The organism is Actinokineospora diospyrosa, from assembly GCF_024171925.1.
Classification (GTDB): domain Bacteria; phylum Actinomycetota; class Actinomycetes; order Mycobacteriales; family Pseudonocardiaceae; genus Actinokineospora; species Actinokineospora diospyrosa.
In genome coordinates this window covers 127,619-142,947 of record NZ_JAMTCO010000011.1, presented here as the reverse complement: position 1 = coordinate 142,947, position 15,329 = coordinate 127,619, and the positions used below count along the sequence as shown (strand labels likewise).

At 68.9% G+C, this 15,329-nt stretch carries 17 protein-coding genes; 14 read left to right on the top strand and 3 right to left on the bottom strand.

Annotated elements, in window-relative coordinates:
* Positions 1–22: 22 nt before the first annotated feature.
* The 7 genes from paaA (at position 23) to LV75_RS22965 (ending at position 6,042) form a co-directional block, all read left to right on the top strand.
* The gene (gene paaA / locus LV75_RS22995) at positions 23–946 is read left to right on the top strand and encodes a 1,2-phenylacetyl-CoA epoxidase subunit PaaA (protein ID WP_253889059.1); all 924 of its coding nucleotides are present in this window, start codon (positions 23–25) and stop codon (positions 944–946) included.
* Positions 943–1,230 carry a 1,2-phenylacetyl-CoA epoxidase subunit PaaB gene (gene paaB / locus LV75_RS22990; RefSeq protein WP_204449143.1) on the top strand — a complete coding sequence of 96 codons (288 nt, stop codon included), beginning with the start codon at positions 943–945 and terminating at the stop codon, positions 1,228–1,230. Before paaA ends, paaB begins: the two co-directional genes overlap by 4 nt.
* 10 nt (positions 1,231–1,240) lie before the next feature.
* The gene (gene paaC / locus LV75_RS22985) at positions 1,241–2,125 is read left to right on the top strand and encodes a 1,2-phenylacetyl-CoA epoxidase subunit PaaC (RefSeq protein ID WP_253889058.1); all 885 of its coding nucleotides are present in this window, start codon (positions 1,241–1,243) and stop codon (positions 2,123–2,125) included.
* Positions 2,119–2,610, top strand: a complete 492-nt coding sequence (paaD, locus tag LV75_RS22980) for a 1,2-phenylacetyl-CoA epoxidase subunit PaaD (RefSeq protein WP_253889182.1) — start codon at positions 2,119–2,121, stop codon at positions 2,608–2,610. Before paaC ends, paaD begins: the two co-directional genes overlap by 7 nt.
* 2 nt (positions 2,611–2,612) lie before the next feature.
* A complete protein-coding gene (gene paaE / locus LV75_RS22975; RefSeq protein WP_253889181.1) occupies positions 2,613–3,665 on the top strand; it encodes a 1,2-phenylacetyl-CoA epoxidase subunit PaaE in 1,053 nt (350 codons plus the stop codon).
* A 65-nt stretch (positions 3,666–3,730) separates the two neighbouring features.
* Positions 3,731–5,284 (top strand): putative PEP-binding protein, encoded by a 1,554-nt coding sequence (locus LV75_RS22970; protein ID WP_253889057.1) that lies wholly within the window; start codon positions 3,731–3,733, stop codon positions 5,282–5,284.
* A gap of 203 nt (positions 5,285–5,487) precedes the next feature.
* A complete protein-coding gene (locus tag LV75_RS22965) occupies positions 5,488–6,042 on the top strand; it encodes a hypothetical protein (RefSeq protein ID WP_253889056.1) in 555 nt (184 codons plus the stop codon).
* A gap of 13 nt (positions 6,043–6,055) precedes the next feature.
* Here LV75_RS22965 and LV75_RS22960 read toward each other — a convergent pair whose 3' ends face one another.
* Positions 6,056–6,808, bottom strand: a complete 753-nt coding sequence (locus LV75_RS22960; RefSeq protein ID WP_253889055.1) for an alpha/beta fold hydrolase — start codon at positions 6,806–6,808, stop codon at positions 6,056–6,058.
* Between the two features lie 86 nt (positions 6,809–6,894).
* Positions 6,895–7,722, bottom strand: a complete 828-nt coding sequence (locus tag LV75_RS22955) for an inositol monophosphatase family protein (protein WP_253889054.1) — start codon at positions 7,720–7,722, stop codon at positions 6,895–6,897.
* A gap of 177 nt (positions 7,723–7,899) precedes the next feature.
* Here LV75_RS22955 and LV75_RS22950 point away from each other — a divergent pair, with 177 nt between their 5' ends.
* From LV75_RS22950 to LV75_RS22940, 3 genes are read left to right on the top strand one after another with little or no spacing between them, the layout of a single operon-like run.
* A complete protein-coding gene (locus LV75_RS22950; RefSeq protein ID WP_253889053.1) occupies positions 7,900–9,015 on the top strand; it encodes a glycosyltransferase family 4 protein in 1,116 nt (371 codons plus the stop codon).
* A 3-nt stretch (positions 9,016–9,018) separates the two neighbouring features.
* A complete protein-coding gene (locus LV75_RS22945; RefSeq protein WP_253889052.1) occupies positions 9,019–10,128 on the top strand; it encodes a glycosyltransferase in 1,110 nt (369 codons plus the stop codon).
* A 35-nt stretch (positions 10,129–10,163) separates the two neighbouring features.
* On the top strand, positions 10,164–10,853 hold the full coding sequence (locus LV75_RS22940) for a demethylmenaquinone methyltransferase (RefSeq protein WP_253889180.1): 690 nt from the start codon (positions 10,164–10,166) through the stop codon (positions 10,851–10,853).
* On the opposite strand, the gene LV75_RS22935 is transcribed toward LV75_RS22940, so the two are convergent.
* Complete coding sequence (locus LV75_RS22935; RefSeq protein WP_253889051.1) at positions 10,850–11,572, bottom strand: DUF4328 domain-containing protein; 723 nt, start codon at positions 11,570–11,572, stop codon at positions 10,850–10,852. The two genes, LV75_RS22940 and LV75_RS22935, sit on opposite strands and share 4 nt — an antisense overlap.
* A gap of 114 nt (positions 11,573–11,686) precedes the next feature.
* On the opposite strand from LV75_RS22935, the gene LV75_RS22930 reads away from it, so the two are divergent.
* From LV75_RS22930 to LV75_RS22915, 4 genes are all read left to right on the top strand, one after another.
* Positions 11,687–12,979, top strand: a complete 1,293-nt coding sequence (locus LV75_RS22930) for a geranylgeranyl reductase family protein (protein WP_253889050.1) — start codon at positions 11,687–11,689, stop codon at positions 12,977–12,979.
* Between the two features lie 50 nt (positions 12,980–13,029).
* Positions 13,030–13,611, top strand: coding sequence for a hypothetical protein (locus LV75_RS22925; protein ID WP_253889049.1), 582 nt, complete (start codon positions 13,030–13,032; stop codon positions 13,609–13,611).
* A 758-nt stretch (positions 13,612–14,369) separates the two neighbouring features.
* The gene (locus LV75_RS22920) at positions 14,370–14,762 is read left to right on the top strand and encodes an NADH-quinone oxidoreductase subunit A (RefSeq protein ID WP_308211029.1); all 393 of its coding nucleotides are present in this window, start codon (positions 14,370–14,372) and stop codon (positions 14,760–14,762) included.
* A 15-nt stretch (positions 14,763–14,777) separates the two neighbouring features.
* Entirely contained in the window at positions 14,778–15,329 is a 552-nt protein-coding gene (locus LV75_RS22915; RefSeq protein ID WP_092777490.1) for a NuoB/complex I 20 kDa subunit family protein, read from the top strand.

The window sequence follows — 15,329 nt, the reverse complement described above, 5'->3', positions numbered from 1 at the left end:
GTTCAGGTGTAATATCTGCCGGGTGGACCTGGAACGCCAGTTCGAGCAGACCGTCGCCGCCGACCACCGCGTCGAGCCGCGGGACTGGATGCCGGACGGGTACCGGGCGACGCTGATCCGCCAGATCGCCCAGCACGCGCACTCCGAGATCATCGGGATGCAGCCGGAGGGCAACTGGATCAGCCGGGCGCCCTCGCTGCGCCGCAAGGCGGTCCTGCTCGCCAAGGTGCAGGACGAGGCTGGGCACGGTCTCTACCTCTACGCGGCCGCCGAGACCCTGGGCGCGGACCGGGCCGAGCTGACCGAGAAGCTCATCGAGGGGCGGCAGAAGTACTCCTCGATCTTCAACTACCCGACGCTCACCTACGCCGATGTCGGCGTCATCGGCTGGCTTGTCGACGGTGCCGCCATCTGTAACCAGGTGCCGCTATGCCGCACCTCTTACGGCCCCTACGCGCGCGCGATGATCCGGGTCTGCAAGGAAGAGTCGTTCCACCAGCGGCAGGGCTATGAGCTGCTGATGACGATGATGAGCGGCACCCGTCAGCAGCGGGAGATGGTGCAGGACTCGGTCAACCGCTGGTGGTGGCCGTCCCTGATGATGTTCGGCCCGTCAGACGCGGAGAGTTCCAACACCGAGCAGTCGATGGTGTGGCGGATCAAGCGGCACACCAACGACGAGCTGCGGCAGCGCTTTGTCGACATGAGCGTGCCGCAGGCCGAGAAGCTGGGCGTCACGCTGCCCGACCCGGCTCTTGTCTGGAATCCCGACCGCGGCCACCACGACTTCGGCGAGATCGACTGGACTGAGTTCTGGCAGGTCGTCAAGGGTGAGGGGCCGTGCAACGCGGAGCGGATCGCCCACCGGCGTAAGGCACACGAGGACGGCGCTTGGGTCCGTGAAGCTGCCACCGCCTACGCGCGCAAGAAGGAGCAGGCAGCATGACCAAGTCCTCTTGGCCCCTCTATGAGGTCTTCGTCCGGGGTAAGCGCGGCCTGAATCATGTGCACGTCGGCTCGCTGCACGCCCCCGATGACGAGATGGCACTACGCAACGCGCGCGACCTCTACACCCGCCGCAACGAGGGCGTCAGCATCTGGGTCGTCAAGGCAGAGGCGATCACCGCGTCCAGCCCGGACGAGAAGGACCCGTTCTTCGCTCCTAGCGGCGACAAGGTCTACCGGCACCCCACGTTCTACGCGATCCCCGAGGACGTCCCGCACCTGTAAGGAACCCGCCATGGATAACGCCTACGACGGCCTTACCGACGCGGGTGAGGAGAAGCACTGGGCGTTCGGCACGGGCTTCACCGCGGCCCTGGCCGGGGTCGACCGCGCGATCCCGGATGCCGACCGCGACAGCCTCACCGCGTACTGCCTCATGCTCGGCGACGACGCGCTCATCTACTCGCAGCGCCTCGCCGAGTGGTGCTCGCGCGCCCCAGAGCTTGAAGAGGATGTCGCGCTAGCGAACATCGCGCTCGACTTGCTGGGGCAGGCTCGCCTGCTGCTTTCCCGCGCCGCCGAGATCGAGGGTGTTGGCCGCGACGAGGACGCTTTGGCCTACCTGCGCGATGAACGCGAGTTCCGCAACGTCCGGCTCGCCGAGATCGACTGCGGCCCCGGTCCCGGCGGTGACTTCGGTACCACCATCGCCCGCCTGTTGATCTTCTCCACTTGGCGCCTCGCCGTGTTCCAGCGACTGGTCACCTCGGCCGACCCGGTGCTCGCCGCCGTCGCCGCCAAGGGCATCAAAGAGCTGGCCTATCACCGCGACCACGCCGCCCAGTGGGTGCTGCGGCTCGCGGGCGGCACCGAGTACTCCCGGGAGCGCATCGTCGCCGGTCTCGACCGCGTGTGGGCGTTCACCGAAGAGCTCTTCGCGACCCACCGGGTGGAGGCCGCGCTGCCGGGCATCGCTGTCGACCCGGCCTCGGCGCGCGCGGAGTTCGACCAGGTCATCGATACCGTGCTGAACGCTGCCGGGCTGGACCGCCCGCAGGTCAAGCAGGTCGCCGCGCTCGCGGGCCAGGCGGGCCGCGACGGCGTGCACACCGCGGCGATGGGGTTCCTGCTCGCCGAGCTGCAGCACATCGCCCGGTCGATGCCAGGGGCGCGCTGGTGAGCGCGCGGCAGGTCGCCGAGCAGGTGCTCGACCCGGAGCTGCCGGTGCTGACCCTGGCCGACCTGGGGGTGCTGCGCCAGGTCGACGAGGTCGGCGGCCGGGTGACCGTGACGATCACCCCGACCTACTCCGGCTGTCCCGCCATGGACGAGATGCGCGCCGACCTGATCGCGCGGCTGGCCGCGGCCGGGTACGCCGACGTCGAGGTGCGGACCGTCCTGCACCCGGCGTGGACGACCGACTGGATCAGCGAGGACGGCCTGCGCAAGCTCGCCGACCACGGCATCGCCCCGCCCCAGCGGATCGGCCCGCGCGCCGTCGGCCCGGTGCCGCTGAACCTGGAACCGCCCAGCCGCCGGGTCCAGTGCCCGCGCTGCGGCTCGGCGCGGACGACCGAGCTGTCCCGGTTCGGCTCGACCGCGTGCAAGGCGCTGCGGCGCTGCGAGGACTGCCGGGAACCGTTCGAGCAGATCAAGGAACTGTGACCGTGCGCGCCTTCCACTCCCTTCCGGTAGCCGGGGTAGACCGCCTCTGCGATGACGCGGTCGCCATCACCTTCGCCGTACCCGCCGACTTGGGCGAGTACTTCGTCTTCAAGGCGGGTCAATACCTGACCCTCCGCCAAGACGTCGAAGGGCGAGAAGAGCGCCGCTCTTACTCGATCTGCGCACCCGTTGGTGCCGCCCCTCGCATCGGCGTGCGGCGGGTCGAGGGTGGGCTGTTCTCCTCGCACCTGGTGGACTCGCTTAAGCCCGGGGATGTGCTGGAAGTACTACCGCCGCAAGGTGGCTTTACCCCGGTGGTCGAGCCAGGTAGTCATCACGGGTTCATCGCCGCCGGTTCTGGCATTACGCCGGTGCTGTCCATCGCGGCCACGGTGCTCGCCGACCCAAGCACCCGGGTCACGCTCCTCTATGGCAACCGCCGCAGCGACACCGTCATGTTCGCCGAGGACCTCGCTGACCTCAAGGACCGGTACCCAGAGCGGCTTCAGCTCGTGCACATCTTGTCGCGCGAACCGGGAGACGTGGAACTGTTCTCCGGCAGGCTCGACTCCGCGCGGCTGGACGAACTGTTCAACCGGGTCGTGCCTGCGGACGACATCGACCACTGGTGGCTGTGCGGCCCCTTCGGCTTGGTCCAAGACGCGCACTCAGTGCTAACTGCTCGCGGTGTCCCTACCGACCGCCTCCACCGCGAACTCTTCTATGTCGACGAGCCACCGCCGGAGCCCAAGCGGGTTGAGGAGGGGGTGGATGGGCCCGCCTCTTCAGTCACCGTGATCCTCGATGGTCGAGAGACCACCTTGGCGTTGCCGTTCGACGAGCCGATTTTGGATGGCGCGCAACGGGTGCGGTCAGACCTACCGTTCGCTTGCAGGGGCGGGGTGTGTGGGACGTGCCGGGCGAAGGTGGTCACCGGCGAGGTGCGGATGCGCCGGAACTACGCGCTAGAGCAGCACGAGATCGATGCCGGGTTCGTGCTGACCTGCCAGGGCCTACCCGCCAGCGAGTCCGTCACGGTCGACTTCGACGCTTAAGCGATCGTCAGAGATTGCCCGCATGCAGGTCGTTCTCGGTGGTCTTCGACGCGTAAGTTGGCGGCGTGAGCACGCTGCGCGGGATCGGGGCCAGCCCAGGTGTCGCAACCGGCCCGGTCGCCCGGTTCGGCTGCAGGCCGGTGTTGCCGCCGGTAGCGCCACCGCCGGGGCCGGACGAGCCCGGTCGGGCTCGCGCTGCGCTGGACCACGTCGCTGCTGAGTTGGACCGGCGCGCAGCGGCGACCGGGTCGGACATCCTGACCGCCATCGCGATGATCGCCGGGGATCCCGTTCTGGCCACCCGCGCCGCGGACCTCGCGGCAGAGGAGCCCGCCGCGTGGGCGGTGGACCGGGCCATAGGGGAGTACCGGGCGGCGCTAGCCGGGGGTCACCTCGTCGATCGCATCACCGACCTCGACGACATCCGCGACCGCGCCGTGGCGTGGCTGTTGGACCTACCCATGCCCGGGCCGCCCAACCCGGGGCACCCGTACGTCTTGGTGGCCGCCGACCTGGCGCCCGCGGACGCGGCGGTGCTGGACCCGGACCAGGTCCTGGCGATCGTCACCGAACGCGGTGGCCCGACCAGCCACACCGCCATCGTCGCCAAGGCCATCGGCATCCCCGCCGTCGTCGGCTGCCCGAGTTCCTTTGTGGATGGACAAGTGGTCCAGGTGGACGGCGCCGCCGGTGTCGTGCGCACCCACCCGGCCGCCGCCCCCGTCCGCCGCGGGTTGCTCGACGTCGGCCCCGGCCGCACGGCTGACGGCCACGGCGTCGAACTCCTGGCCACCATCGGCGGCCCAGACCCGCTCCACGGTGTCGAGGGCGTCGGCCTGTTCCGCACCGAGTTCCTCTTCCTGGGCCGCTCCCGCCCGCCGACCGTCGAGGAGCAGCGCCTCGCCTACCGCGAAGTCCTCGCCCCCCTGGTTGGCCGCAAGGTCGTCGTCCGCACCCTGGACGCCGGCTCGGACAAGCCGATCCCCTACGCCGCGACCGGGTCCGCCCTGGGCATCCGCGGCATCCGCATCGCCCGCGCCCGCCCTGACCTGCTGCGCGACCAGTTGGAGGCGATCGCCCGCGCCGCCGCCGACACCGGTGCCGCCCCGTGGGTCATGGCCCCGATGATCGCCACCCCCGCCGAAGCCGCCGCCTTCGCCGCCACCGCCCGCGAACACGGCCTCACCACCGCGGGTGCCATGGTCGAACTCCCGGCGGCCGCCCTGCGCGCGGGCGATATCGCCTCCGAGGTGGACTTCCTCAGCATCGGCACCAACGACCTGGCCCAGTACGCCTTCGCCGCCGACCGGCACCTCGCCGATCTGGCAGACCTGGTGGACCCCTGGCAACCGGCCCTCCTGGACTTGATAGCCCACGTCGCCAAAGTCCCCACCCACATCGGAATCTGCGGCGAGGCGGCATCGGATCCCTTGCTGGCGCTGGTCTTCACCGGTCTGGGCATCGACTCCCTGTCCATGACTCCCCAATCCCTCCCGATCGTCCGCACCACCCTCGCCGCCCACACCCTCGCCCAATGCCGCGAACTGGCCGCCGCCGTCCGCCGGGCGAAAACCCCGGCCGAAGCCCGCGGCACCGCCCGCCGCCTCGCCGTCGGCTGATCACGCGGTTCCGAATACGCCTGGGGTGGAATGCGCCTACACGGGGATCTTGCGCGCGAATCGCTCACTTCACCTTGGTCAAACATTTCGCCGCGTTCTAGCGGAATTGCGACGAACCATGCTTCCAGTGGCGTGAAAGCGCGGCTGACATGTGGCATTTGCGCCCCTTTGGGGCGCTAAAGTCGGAAGCACTGCTACTCCGAATGGACGCGCTGCGGGCCCGGTCGCAGCACCTGCTCGAACTCATCGTCGAGCAAGGCGCCATCACGCCCGCTCTCCCGGAGCCGCCGGTGTCGCCGAACGGGGTGGCGGATCCGGGATCCACGGCCAGGATGAACCAGGACGTCCTGGACCAGATCGAGGGTATCTTTCAAGGGCGGGAGAAGTACCGGACCAGCGTCGAGCGGCGCCTGCCGGACGGGGGTGGCTCGCCCGGCGATTCCGTTGTGTGGCCGGTGGTCCCGCCCAAGCGGCCACGGCGACGTGGGTCCTTGCGGGCGGTCGCCGTCGCGATCTATCAGAAGAGCAGCGGCAAGGAAGACGTCGTGTTCCAGGCCCGAGTGGCGTCAGGCTGCGATTGGGTGTCGTTAGTCCTTTACTCGCCTGCGCCCGATGGGGTGTCCAGCTGGGAAATTCGAGTCGCCCGGGACTGGGCGACGTATGGGTTTGGAGTCGGGCATTTCCCGCACGGGGTCGGTGTCGCCTTCACGAAAGACAGCGATTGTGAAGCCACGGTCGAACTCCGGTTTCTCGGTTGATGCCGAGTGTGGGCTACCCGAAGAACTTGGCCAGCTCTGGGGCCAGGACGGTGATGTCCACGTTGTGGGTTTGGTCGGGTAGCGATACCGAGGTGGGGTTGGGGAGCGTCGCGGCGAGGGAGGCGGCCGCGTCGCGCAGGAAGGGTGGGCTGGCGTCGCCGTGGACGACCAGGGTGGGGGTGGGGAGTTCCGCGAGGGCCTGGATCGAGCCCCGGGCGACGATGCGGGCGTCGTAGGACAGGGTGTGGGCCAGGCCGACCAGGTAGGGCCAGGCGGGGCCTTGGCGCATGGAGTCGATCATCTGGGGCGGCATGCCAGTGGTCGTGAGGAAGGCTTCGACTGCCTCTCCTCGTCGGCCGGAGGCGGCTCGGCTGGCCTGGGCTTCGGCGAAGGCCTCGGAGGGGTCGTCGTTGAAGGGCGGCTCGTAGACGGCGGCCTGGGTGATGGGGAGACCGTGGTGGGCGGCCAGCATGGCCAGGATGCCGCCGGAGGACATGCCGTAGACGGCTGTGCTGCCTACTGCCGTTAGAACTGCCGCCAAGTCTTCGATCTCACGGTCGACGGCGTAGGGCTCGGTGTCTCCGCTGCCGCCACGGCCACGGCGGTCGTAAGAGACGGCCGTCAAGCCTGCCTCTGCGAGCAGGGCGCCCAAACCTGCGGTGGAGTTGCGGTCGTTGAACGCACCTCCGACCAGCACAACCGGGGTCCCGCTACCGACGGACTGGAAGGCGATAGCCGTGCCGTCTGACGAGTGAACTGTCTGCACTTGTGTCTCCCATGCCAGGACGACGAACGAGTGGAGACAGCATCCTCTTGGTCAGATATCGCTGCACGGCGTCCGTAGGTGCCAGCTCACACGGCGTCTTGCCACCACGACAGCGCGGCCTCGGCCACGCCTGGCGCCGCGACCAGCAGCCCGTCCACTGGCAGGGGGGCATCCTCACCGCGCCGATCCAGCACCACAGCCCCAGACTCCAGTGCTAGCGCTACCGCCCCTGCGACGTCCCACTCGTGGTAGCTGTGCAGCACCGCCGCCGCAGCATGTCCAAGAGCGACTTGGGCGACCGCTAGCGCGGCTGAACCGAGCACGCGGACCCCGGCGTGCGCGGCTGAAGCGCGCTCGATGAACCCGCTCATCCCCGGCCACGGACCAGTACGTGCCAGCTCGGTGCACACGATCGTGCCCGCGGCCGACGTCCGGTCCACGAGCTGCACGCGCACCCCATTGGCCCGCATGCCCCGGCCGCGCGCGGCCGCGTAGATCTGGCCGCGGTACGGGTCGGCGACCACACCGACCACCGGCCCCTCGGCGTCGACCAGAGCGAGGCTGTAGGCGCACCAGGGGACCCCGGCGATGTAGTTGGCGGTGCCGTCGACCGGGTCGACCACCCAGCGGTACTCGGACTCGTCGGAGCCGAGGTCGGCGCCGAACTCCTCGCCCACCACCGGTATGCCGGGGAACTCCGCGGTCAGCACCCGGCGGGTGTGCCGCTCGAGCGTGCGGTCGGTGTCGGTCACCCAGTCGAACGGCGTGTCGAGCACCACCGGACGGGCGCCACGGCCCGCGGTCGCGGTGATCACATCGGTCGCGTCGTTGGCCAGGCGGCCCGCGATCTCCAAGGCTCGTGAGAGCAGCCCCGGCTCCACCGGCTTGCGCGAGCGGGAGGACAAGAGCGTCATGCCAACCTAGAGTGACCACACCGTGTGACCGGAGCGCGTCCGGAACATGAAAAGCCGGGTAGCGCCAGGCCAAGGTTGGTCATTCCGGCGGTACCCACCGGCTGTTCCGGTGTCGTTCGCCGCACCGACACGCGGTCGACCACCCCGATGACGACGCGGGGTGCGACGGTCGCACCCGTGCGCGTCGCCATCGTGACCGAGAGCTTCCTGCCCCAGGTGAACGGCGTCACCAACTCCGTGCTGAGAGTGCTCGAGCACCTCAACCAGCGCGGTCACCGAGCGATGGTGATCGCCCCCGGCCCCGGCCCCGACCGCCACCTCGGCGTCGACGTCGTCCGGGTGCGCGCGGTGGACCTACCCGTCATCACCTCGCTGCCGATCGGGTTGCCGTCGCCGAAGATGCTGACCGACCTCGCCGAGTTCGATCCGGACGTCATCCACTTGGCATCACCGTTCGTGCTCGGTGCGGGCGGGTTGTGGGCGGCCAAGCGGCTCGGAGTGCCAACTGTGGCGGTCTACCAGACAGATGTAGCTGGGTTTGCCGCCTCTTACGGCCTCAGTCGAGGTGCGCGTGCCGCGTGGCGGTGGATCCGCCGAGTGCACTCCGGGGCCGACAGAACCTTGGCGCCCTCTACAGCTGCCGTGGCAGACCTGACCAGCCACGGCGTACCCCGCGTACACCGCTGGGCTCGGGGCGTCGACATCCGCAGGTTCGCGCCTGAGCACGTCGACCGGTCGCTGCGAACCCAGCTGGCGCCTAACGGCGAACTGCTGGTCGGTTATGTCGGCAGGCTCGCCCCGGAGAAGCGGGTCGAGCACCTAGCCGCACTTGACGCGCTCCCCGGCGTCCGGGTGGTCATAGTTGGCGACGGTCCGGACAACCGCGCGTTGCGCGAGTGCATGCCTAACGCTGCCTTCCTCGGCTTCCGTGACGGTGCCGAGTTGGCAGCCGCGTACGCGAGCCTCGACGTGTTCGTCCACACCGGCCCACACGAGACGTTCTGCCAGGCAGTTCAAGAGGCGATGGCTTCGGGTCTGCCCGTGATCGCGCCTAACGCCGGTGGGCCGCGTGACCTCGTCGACCACGGCCGAACCGGCTTCCTGCTCGACCCCGATCAGTTCGCCGACCAACTCGTCCCCGCAGTCGACAGGCTCACTGACGCTCTCTTGCGTCGTCGGATGGGTGCGGCGGGCAGGGCTGCCGTGCTCACCCGAACCTGGAGTGCGGTCTGCGAGGAACTCCTCGGCCACTACGACGCGGTCGCGCTGGGGAGACGGTCGAAGGCCGCGTAGACCATGCGGATCGTGCAGCTCGCGAACTTCTACGGTCCGCGCTCCGGTGGCTTGCGGACCGCGCTGCACCACCTCGGCGGCGGGTATGTGGCGTGCGGACACGAGGTCGTGCTGGTTGTCCCAGGTAGGCGTACCGGCGACGAATGGCTGCCGAGCGGGGTCCGCCGGATAACGCTGCCCGCACCGCACATCCCAGGTACCGGTGGCTACCGCGCAGTGGACCCCTTACGCGTGTCAGCGCTGCTGGCACGACTACGCCCCGACCGGCTAGAGGTGTCCGACCGGCTTACCTTGCGCGGAATGGGCCGCTGGGCAGCTGAGCGAGGGATCCCCAGCGTGGTGATCTCCCATGAACGGCTCGACCGGCTGCTGGAGCAGTTTCTCCTGCCTGCGCCTATCGCCCGGTCCGTCGCAGATGCCGCCAACCGACGGATGGCCGCCAGCTACGACACCGTCGTGTGCACCACCGGGTTCGCCCGCGCCGAGTTCGACCGCATCGGCGTCAGCAACGTCGCCCGCGTCCCCCTCGGCGTCGACCTGACCGCGTTCACTCCGGCGAACCACGACGGTGCCCTCCGCACCGAGCTCGCCCGTGGCGCCGACGCCCTCCTCGTCCATTGCGGCCGGTTGTCTCCCGAGAAGCACGTCGACCGCAGTATCGACACCCTCGCTGAACTCCATGCGGCAGGCACCAACGCCAGACTCGTAGTGGCTGGCGACGGTCCAAAGATGAGCTCACTGCGCAGGCGCGCGGCAGGCCTACCTGTGACCTTCCTCGGTTTCCTCTCCGACCGCGCTGACGTTGCCCGGCTGCTCGCCACAGCGGACGTCTCCCTGGCTCCCGGCCCACACGAGACCTTCGGCTTGGCAGCCTTAGAGGCCCTGGCGTCCGGAACCCCGGTCGTCGTGTCCGAGTCGTCAGCGCTACCGGAGATCGTTAGGCCTGACTGCGGTCAAGCGGTGTCCGACGATGCCCCCGCGTTCGCCGGTGCTGTGGAGGGCCTGCTCTCCGTACCCGAGCCCGACCGCCGCGCGGCGGCCCGCGCCCGTGCCGAGCAGTTCGACTGGCCCAGCTCCGTGCGCGGCATGCTCACTGCGATGAGCCTGGCATGACGCGATTGCGGGGACCCTCGTAGTCTGCGCACATGATGGCTCGCGCCGGTTTGGACAAGGACCCCCGCGACATCGCCGTGATGTTCGACGGGGTCGCCAAGGGGTACGACCGCACCAACACGGTGATGACGATGGGCTTCGACCGCCGTTGGCGCGAGACGACCCGCCAGGTGCTCGACGCGTCGCCGGGGGAGAAGGTCCTCGACCTGGCCGCGGGCACCGCCGTGTCCACCGTCGAGTACGCCCGCTCTGGCGCCTGGTGCGTCGCCGCCGACTTCTCCCTGGAGATGCTGCGCGGCGGAGCCGACCGGGGTGTGCCCAGGGTCGCCGCGGACGCCTTCCACCTGCCGTTCGCCACCGACGCCTTCGACGCGGTCACCGTGTCCTTCGGGCTGCGGAACATGAACGACACCGTCGCCGCCCTCGCCGAGATGCGGCGCGTCGTGCGCCCCGGCGGCCGGCTGGTCATCTGCGAGGTTTCCCAGCCCCCGCTACGACCGCTGCGGTGGCTCTACCGCAACACCGTGCTGCGCGGCCTACCGCTGATCACCAAGCCGTTCTCGTCTAATAGCGAGGCCTACGCCTACCTGGCCGAGTCCATGCGCGACTGGCACAACCAGCGCACCGTGGCCGAACTCATCGCCAAAGCGGGCTGGCGCGAGGTGGAGTGGTTGAACCTGACCTTCGGCGTGGTCGCCCTGCACCGGGCGACCAACCCGGACTAGCGGATCATCTCCCGGTCGTCCTGCCAGCGGTCGATCCGGCGCATGACCACCAGGATCGCCAGCGCGGTCAGCACGGCCAAGCCGCCGCTGATCGAGTTCGCGTAGAACACCGACTCGAAGGTCGCCACCGAGCTGTCCCTGGTGAGCAGGTTCACCGCGAACAGGTCGACCCCGTGCATCACCACGAACAGCGCCCACCACAGCGCGATCAGCTTGCTCGCCGGGACTTTGCGCAGGTCACCGCCGCGCGCCGGGGTGTCCGGCCTGCTCGCCCGCCACACGTCGCCGAGCACCATCTGCGGCAGCCACAGGTTGCCGAGCGGGATGAACCACGCCAGCACCGACCAGCGGATCCGCAACCGCTGCGGCGCGTCGCAGATCCGGGCCGAGTTGATCCGCGCACGCCAGAGCCACACGAGGAACGCGACGCCAGACAGCGCTACCCCGGCCAGCCAGGCGTAAGAGAGGAGAGTGCTGCGGTCGGCGGCGACTCGAAGTTGGTCCTCGGTGACCGTTGGCACTACCGAGAAAACGTCCCTGACCAGCCAGTAAGAGCGCCACGCCTGCCAGGCGGCTAAGAGGGCCGTTCCAGTGGTGGCGAGGATCAGCACAGAGGCGACGAACCGGGCCGCACGGGCTGGTTTCACGCGGGGGAGCTCCGGTGGGAGCTGCACAGCTTTGATGCCTAAGGGCGGGGTGGCCTGGTCTGGGTCCGTCATCTCCGGCCTTCCTGCATCCTGCGCGCCTTCCCCGGTGGATCGCTGATCACAGCCCACGTGTTTCAGTTGCCTCTAGACTTGACCGAGTATGTGAAGGCTTTCACGAGGAGCGCGATGAGCACGACTGTCGGCCGCCGCAAGGCTGGCGAGGACGCTGAGGTCATCGTGGTCGGCGCCGGTCCCGCCGGGTCGACCGCGGCGACCTACCTGGCCAGGGCCGGGCTCGACGTGCTCCTGCTGGAGAAGAGCAGCTTCCCCCGGGAGAAGGTCTGCGGCGACGGGCTGACCCCGCGCGGGGTCAAGCAGCTCATCGACCTGGGCATCGACACCCGCGAAGAGGCCGGCTGGCTGCACAACCGCGGCCTGCGCGTGGTCGGCGGCGGCGTCACCCTCGAACTCGACTGGCCCGACCTGGCCACCTTCCCGCCGTACGGCGTGGTCCGGCCCCGGCAGGACTTCGACGAGATGCTCGCCCGCACCGCCCAGCGCGCGGGCGCCCGGCTGCTCGAGCAGACCACCGTGACCGGCGCCATCGTCGAGAACGGCCGCGTGGTCGGGGTCAGCGCGAAGGCCGGACCGGACAAAGCGCCCGTGACCTACCGCGCCCCCCTCGTCCTGGCCTGCGACGGCGTGTCCGCCCGGCTCGCGCTGTCGGTCGGCTTGGAGAAGGTCGACAACCGCCCGATGGGCGTCGCCGTCCGCCGGTACTACGCCTCGCCGCGCAGCAAGGACGACTACCTGGAGTCGCACCTGGAGCTGTGGGACCGCTCCGACCCGGCCAACCCGGTCCTGCTCCCCGGCTACGGCTGGATCTTCGGCATGGGCGACGGCACGGTCAACGTCGGCCTGGGCATCCTGTCGACCTCCAAGGCGTTCGGCACCACCGACTACCGCCAGCTCATGCGCTCCTGGCTCGACGGCACCCCGGAGGAGTGGGGCTTCCGCGAACCCAACGCCATCGGCAAGATCGGCGGCGCCGCGCTCCCCATGGGCTTCAACCGCACCCCCCACTACCGCGACGGCCTGCTCCTGGTCGGCGACGCGGGCGGCATGGTCAACCCGTTCAACGGCGAGGGCATCGGCTACGCCATGGAATCGGCCCGCCTGGCCGCGGAGATCGTGGTGCAGGCGCTTGCCCGCGCCGAAGGCCCCGCGCGTGAGCGGGCACTAGAGGGCTACCCGGTGGCTCTTAAGCAAGCCCTCGGCAGCTACTACCGCCTCGGCAACGTCTTCTCCCGCCTCATCGGCAACCCCACCGTCATGGGCCTGGCCACCAAGTACGGCCTCCCCCGGAAGACCCTGATGAAGCTCGTCCTCAAACTCCTCGCCGGCCTCTACGACCCCAAAGACGGCGACGCCTACGACCGCATCATCACCACCGCCACCCGCCTCACCCCCAGCGCCTGACCGCCATGCCTCGATCGGGTGAGGAGTTTTCGAGTCCCTAGCCTTGCTCGGTGCTCCCCACCCCCCAAGCCTTCGCCGACGAGTCGTACTTCGGCACTGATCAGGCTGGCCACTACATCTTCGCGGCAGTGTTCTTCGCGAGGTCGAAATGTGAGCTTGCAAGTGAGGCGATGCTCGGGCTGCGCACGAGAAACCATCCCGGCAAGCTGCACTGGCATGACATGACTGATCGGCAGCGGCTACACGCCGCCAGGACTCTGGCCTCCATAGATGGAGAGCACGTGGTCGCGGTGGGCGCCCCTGTGCCACAAGAAACTCAGGAACGTGGTCGCGCGAAGTGCCTAGAACGCCTGGTAGTGGAGCTGCACGGCCTCGGGGTAGCCGAGCTGTGCGTGGAGAGTAGATCGCGCCGACTCAACGATCGGGACGTTGATGTGGTGCGCGGTGCGAAGTACAAGCTGCACAAGGGCGCTCGGTTCACCATCGCCCACAGCCCAGGATCCAAGGAGCCACTGCTCTGGGCCGCTGACATCCTCGCCGGTGCGATGCGTGCGAGGTTCGCCGGTTCCGCCGCGCCTTGGGAGGCGCTTGAGCATCGCACCATGGAGTGTGCGGTGGACGTGAGGCGGTGAACGGCCCAGGACATGCGTAAGGCCAGGGTCCCGGTATTCCCCGGGGAGCACCTGGCCTTGCGACTCGCCCACCGCCCACGACGGTGAACTCTCTGGGCCAGCGTAGCAAACGCCAGCACCTTCCACCCTTCCTCGGAAGGGTGATTGCGCAGGGCCAGGGTTCCGGTATACCCCGGTTGCACCTGGCCCCACGACTCGCTCATCGCCCACGACGATGGGCTGCTGCGCCCGGGCGGGGTCCCGGTCTGCCCCAGGTGCACCCGCCCGCACGGCTTGTCTTCCGCCCACGGCGGGAGACTCTCGGCGACCAAGCTAGTGGGCAATCCAGCGAATCGCGGCCGGGATCGGTGGGTCTCACTCGGAAGTGTGGCTAGTCGGACGGCGATGGGCGCGATTCCGCACCGCGCACCAGAATTCCATTCACAGAGTTCCCCAGTTCCCCGCTAATTGGTGCTAGCAGTGAGTTAGCGCTGGTCAGAGCGGTGAAAAGGATCATCAAGTGTTCACGGAGAGTTGCCGAGGGGGGTCGGATTCCGGCTGTGAGCAAGGTCCTACACTGGGCCCGCTGCTTGTGAAGCCGTTCACAACTTCGAGCCGAGCTTGTGAATGTTTTCACAAGCTCGGCGAACCGTGAGTTAGGCCAGCCTAACCGACGGTGGTGTGAGCCAGGGCCCATAGGGTTCCGGCCGAGGACGCGGGAAAGGACGACCAAGGTGCCCACGCTAAGGCCTTTGCTCACGGAGCTAGCCCAGACGCCGGTGGCTCAACCGCCGGATGTCGTGTCCAACTTGGCGGTGTACCTGCCCCTGGTGGTCATGTTCGCCCTGGCCGCCGCGTTCGCGGTGTTCTCCGCCCTGCTCGGCCCGCTGCTGGGCCCCAGCCGCTACAACAAGGCGAAGGTGGCCGCCTACGAGTGCGGCATCGAGCCCTCACCGCAGCCGGTGATCGGGGGTGGCCGGGTGCCGGTCGCCTACTACCTGACCGCCATGCTCTTCATCCTCTTCGACATCGAGATGGTGTTCCTCTACCCGTTCGCGGTGTCGGCTGACGTCCTGGGGATGTTCGGCCTGCTCGAGATCTTCTTGTTCATCGCGACAGTCGGCTTCGCCTACGCCTACGTGTGGCGGCGCGGCGGGCTCGACTGGAACTGAAAGGGGGCGGACGACATGGGTATCGAGGAGAAGCTGCCGAACGGCATCATGTTGGCCAGCCTGGAGAAGCTGGTGAACTGGGGGCGCAAGAACTCGCTGTGGCCCGCCACGTTCGGCCTGGCCTGCTGCGCCATCGAGATGATGACCACCGGCGGCCCGCGCTACGACATCGCGCGCTTCGGCATGGAGGCCTTCCGCGCCTCGCCGCGCCAGGCGGACCTGATGATCGTGGCCGGTCGGGTGACCAACAAGATGGCCCCGGTGCTGCGCCAGATCTACGACCAGATGGCCGAGCCGCGCTGGGTGCTGGCGATGGGCGTGTGCGCCTCCTCCGGCGGCATGTTCAACAACTACGCCGTCGTGCAGGGGGTGGACCACGTCGTCCCGGTGGACATGTACCTGCCCGGCTGCCCGCCGCGGCCGGAGATGCTGCTCGACGCGATCCTCAAGCTGCACGCCAAGATCGGCGACGAGCCGATCAACGCCACCCGGGCCGCCATCCGCGCGGCCAGCGGTGCCCGCACGGAACTGATTGCCTCATCCGTGAAGTTCGCCAAGAAGAAGTGA

Coding starts and splice junctions, on each gene's coding strand:
- LV75_RS22940 (WP_253889180.1), top strand. CDS start 10,164: ATGGCTCGCGCCGGTTTGGACAAGGACCCCCGCGACATCGCCGTGATG.
- LV75_RS22915 (WP_092777490.1), top strand. CDS start 14,778: ATGGGTATCGAGGAGAAGCTGCCGAACGGCATCATGTTGGCCAGCCTG.
- paaC (WP_253889058.1), top strand. CDS start 1,241: ATGGATAACGCCTACGACGGCCTTACCGACGCGGGTGAGGAGAAGCAC.
- LV75_RS22955 (WP_253889054.1), bottom strand. CDS start 7,722: ATGACGCTCTTGTCCTCCCGCTCGCGCAAGCCGGTGGAGCCGGGGCTG.
- LV75_RS22965 (WP_253889056.1), top strand. CDS start 5,488: ATGGACGCGCTGCGGGCCCGGTCGCAGCACCTGCTCGAACTCATCGTC.
- LV75_RS22945 (WP_253889052.1), top strand. CDS start 9,019: ATGCGGATCGTGCAGCTCGCGAACTTCTACGGTCCGCGCTCCGGTGGC.
- paaB (WP_204449143.1), top strand. CDS start 943: ATGACCAAGTCCTCTTGGCCCCTCTATGAGGTCTTCGTCCGGGGTAAG.
- LV75_RS22930 (WP_253889050.1), top strand. CDS start 11,687: ATGAGCACGACTGTCGGCCGCCGCAAGGCTGGCGAGGACGCTGAGGTC.
- LV75_RS22935 (WP_253889051.1), bottom strand. CDS start 11,572: ATGACGGACCCAGACCAGGCCACCCCGCCCTTAGGCATCAAAGCTGTG.